The organism is Spirillospora sp. NPDC049652 (assembly GCF_040675125.1).
Classification (GTDB): domain Bacteria; phylum Actinomycetota; class Actinomycetes; order Streptosporangiales; family Streptosporangiaceae; genus Spirillospora.
In genome coordinates, this window is sequence record NZ_JBFAOF010000770.1 from 1 (window position 1) to 3,572 (window position 3,572).

The 3,572-nt window shown below is 73.2% G+C and carries 3 protein-coding genes; all 3 read right to left on the reverse strand.

The genetic code is table 11. The annotated features are described in order from the left end of the window. Positions 1 to 130 precede the first annotated feature (130 nt). The 3 genes from AB0J52_RS32260 to AB0J52_RS32270 all read right to left on the reverse strand — a co-directional run bounded on the left by AB0J52_RS32260 (position 131) and on the right by AB0J52_RS32270 (position 3,368). Positions 131 to 1,312 carry an acyl-CoA dehydrogenase family protein gene (locus AB0J52_RS32260; protein ID WP_500186599.1) on the reverse strand — a complete coding sequence of 394 codons (1,182 nt, stop codon included), beginning with the start codon at positions 1,310 to 1,312 and terminating at the stop codon, positions 131 to 133. Between the two features lie 92 nt (positions 1,313 to 1,404). Further along, a complete protein-coding gene (locus AB0J52_RS32265) occupies positions 1,405 to 2,226 on the reverse strand; it encodes an HTD2 family dehydratase (protein ID WP_500186600.1) in 822 nt (273 codons plus the stop codon). After that, the gene (locus tag AB0J52_RS32270) at positions 2,223 to 3,368 is read right to left on the reverse strand and encodes a CoA transferase (protein ID WP_500186601.1); all 1,146 of its coding nucleotides are present in this window, start codon (positions 3,366 to 3,368) and stop codon (positions 2,223 to 2,225) included. Before AB0J52_RS32270 ends, AB0J52_RS32265 begins: the two co-directional genes overlap by 4 nt. Positions 3,369 to 3,572 lie beyond the last annotated feature (204 nt).

Here is a 3,572-nt window from a genome sequence, read left to right on the forward strand (position 1 = left end):
CGGGCGTCTCGCCCCGCGACTACGGCGAGGTCGCCGCGGCCATCGTCCGCAGCATCGGCGAGGACGGGGCGCGCAGCTCCTCGCGGCGGCGCCCCTCCGGGTCGAAGGACATCTCGGGCATACCGGAACTCTAACCGTCCTCGGCGAGCAGCCGGCGACCGATGATCATCTTCTGGATGTCGGCGGTGCCCTCGCCGATCAGCAGCATCGGCGCCTCCCGGTACAGCCGCTCGATCTCGTACTCCGTGGAGTAGCCGTAGCCGCCGTGGATGCGGAAGGCGTCCTCCACGACCTCCTTGCAGTACTCGCCCGCCAGGTACTTGGCCATGCCCGCCTCCAGGTCGTTGCGGTCGCCGTCGTCCTTGCGGCGGGCGGCCATGACGGTCATCTGGTGGGCGGCCTCCACCTTGGTCGCCATCTCGGCGAGCCGGAACAGCACGGCCTGGTGCTCGGCGATCGGCTTGCCGAACGTTTCGCGGCGGCGGGCGTAGGCCACGGCGAGCTCGTAGGCGCGGCGGGCGACGCCGCAGGCGCGGGCGGCGACGTTGACGCGGCCGACCTCCACGCCGTCCATCATCTGGTAGAAGCCGCGTCCGGGGGTGCCGCCGAGGATCTGCGCGGCGGGAATCCGGTACCCGTCGAACAGCAGCTCGGTGGTGTCGACGCCCTTGTAGCCCATCTTCTCGATCTTCCCCGGGACGGTCAGCCCGGGCGCGACCTCGCCGAAGCCCGGCTCCTTGTCCACGAGGAACGTCGTCATGCCGCGGTGCCCGGCGTCCGGGTCGGTGCGGACCAGCGTCGCGACCAGGTGGGACGTGCCGCCGTTGGTCAGCCACATCTTCTGCCCGGTGATGAGGTAGTCGTCCCCGTCGGCGACGGCCCGGGTGCGCAGGGCCGCGACGTCCGATCCGCATCCGGGCTCCGACATCGAGAACGCGCCGCGCACCTCCCCGGCGGCCATGCGCGGCAGGTAGTGCGCGCGCTGCGCGTCGGTGCCGTGGTGGGCGATCATCCAGGCGACGATGAAATGGGTGTTGACGATGCCGGACACGCTCATCCAGCCGCGCGACAGCTCCTCCACCACCAGCGCGTAGGTGAGCAGCGACTCCCCGAGGCCGCCGTGCTCCTGCGGGATCGTCAGCCCGAACAGGCCGAGCTCGCGCATCCCCGCGACGATGTCCTCGGGGTAGGCGTCGGCGTGCTCCAGTTCGGTCGCGACCGGGAGGATCTCCCGGTCGACGAACCTCCGCACGGTCGCGACGATCTCGCGCTGCTCCCCGGTGAGCCCGAACGTCTGCTGCAGCCGTCCCATCGCACGCCCTCCGCCGCGAGTGCCCCGCGAACGCCGCACACCGCGGGTCCGCAGACCGCGCGTCGCAAGTGTCCGCTTACATCGCTGACACCCTACGAGAAGGTCGCGGTCAGCGCGGACACCGGCCCCGAGGCGTACGCGGCCGCGATCACCGCCAGCTCTCCGTCCGGGTGCCCGACCACCGCGACCGGCTGCCCGGCGTACACCGGACGACGCGTCCGGAACGAGAACTCGGTCACCTTGTGGCCCGCCAGGCGCGGCAGCTCCAGCAGCATGATCGCCATCAGCGGCGCGTGCACGACCAGCCCGGCGTGCCCCTCGACGTTGGTCGCGTAGTCCTCGTCGTAGTGGATGCGGTGCGCGTTGTAGGTCAGCGCGCTGAACCGGAACAGCAGCACCGGGTCGGCGGTGAACGTCGTCCGCCAGGGCGTGCTGCGCAGCACCGGCTCCTTGTAGGACGGCTCGGGCGGCGCGGAGTCCGGCGCGCCGCTGCGGTACATCAGGTCCTGCTCCTCGACGGCGATCTTCTGCCCGTCGCGCAGGAACGTCTGCCGGACGGTCACGAACAGCAGCTCGCCGGTGCGGCCCTGCTTGATCTCGGCGGCGACCATCTCGTCCCGGCGGGTCACGGTGTCGCCGACGCGCAGCGGCTCGCGCTGCAGGAACCGGCCCCCGGCGAACATCCGGCGGCGGTTGGGGATCGGCGGGAGGAACCGCCCCTCGGCGGGATGCCCGTCGGGGCCGAGCACCGCCTGCGGGGGCCGCTCCAGGAAGTACAGCCACTGCCACAGCGGCGGCAGCTCCTCGCCGTCGAACGGCGCGCCGAGCAGGCCCGCCAGGCCGTGGGCGGGCCCGGGCTGGAGGATCTCGGTGGTCTCCTGCGGGGCGGGGCTCCAGCCCTGGATGTCGATCACGCAACGACTCCCTTCGCGCGTAGGTCGGCGGGGTCCAGGCCGAGACCGGAGAGGATCTCGTCGGTGTGCTCGCCGAGCCGCGGCGCGGGGACGGCCCGCCGCTCGGCGCCGGTGTTCAACGGGGACGCGGGCGCCCGGACGCGGCCCACGCCCGGCTGGTCGATCTCGCCCATGAGCGCGCTCGCGGCCAGGTCCAGCTCGGTGAAGCGCCGGTAGGGGGCCCACAGCACCGAACCGGCCTTCAGCGCCCGCTCGACCTCGGGCAGCGTCCGCGCGGCGAACCAGGGGGCGAGCAGCGCGGCGAGCGCCTCGCGGTGCCGGTAGCGGTCGCCGTCCACGGAGAAGTCGGCGTTCAGCAGGCGCGCGAGCTCGGCGACGGTGCCGGTCATCCCGGTGGCCTCGCACAGGTCGGCGAAATGGCGGCGGGTCAGCGCGACCACCATCACCCGTTCGCCGTCGCCGAGGACGAAGTCGCGGCCGAAGCCGCCGTACAGGTGGTTGCCGACGCGCTCGCGCTCGACGCCGAGCTGGGCCTCGGCGAGCAGCCCGAGGTTGCCCGCGGTCGCGAGCGCCACGTCGTACAGCGGAAGCCGGAGGTGCGCGCCCTCGCCCGTCCGGGACCGGCGCCGCTCGGCGGCGAGCAGGCCGACCGCCGCGTACAGCCCGCACGCCACGTCCCACGCCGGCAGGACGTGCGCGACGGGCGCGGCATGGTCGGGAGGGCCGGTGACCAGCGGGAATCCGATCTCGGCGTTCACCGTGTAGTCGACCGCGGCCGTCCCGTCCGGCCTGCCCTCGACCTGGAGGAGGATCAGGTCGGGACGCGCCTCGCGCAGCACCTCGTAAGACGGCCATCCGCCCACCGCGTTGGTCAGGACGATCCCCGCGTCGGCGGCCAGGCGCGTCACCACCTCGCGTCCCTCGGCGGACCGCGGGTCCACGGTGACCGACCGCTTGCCCTTGTTCATCCCGGCCCACAGCAGGCTCGCCCCGGACGGCGCGAGCGGCCAGCGGGCGGTGTCGGCCGCGCCGCCGAGCGGGTCGATCCGCACCACGTCCGCGCCGAGCTGGGCGAGGGTCATGCCGCCGAGCGGCGCGGCGACGAAGCTCGATATCTCGACGATCCGCAGACCTTCGAGCATGGGCGTCCTCCATGGGGGGCTCCGCCCGAGTATGCCTGAGACGCCGGAGTCCACGAGCCACCCACCCGCGCCCTCCGCGCCTTCCGGCAGGTCGAGGGCCGCGCGGACCGTGGACGGCCGACGGCGGTCCCTTCGTGTCAGAGGCGTTCGAGGATCGTCACGTTCGCCTGGCCGCCGCCCTCGCACATCGTCTGCATGCCGTAC

What these genes read in the sequence shown, in the direction of transcription:
- AB0J52_RS32260 (WP_500186599.1), bottom strand. Translation starts at nt 1,312, where the DNA reads ATGGGACGGCTGCAGCAGACGTTCGGGCTCACCGGGGAGCAGCGCGAG.
- AB0J52_RS32270 (WP_500186601.1), bottom strand. Translation starts at nt 3,368, where the DNA reads ATGCTCGAAGGTCTGCGGATCGTCGAGATATCGAGCTTCGTCGCCGCG.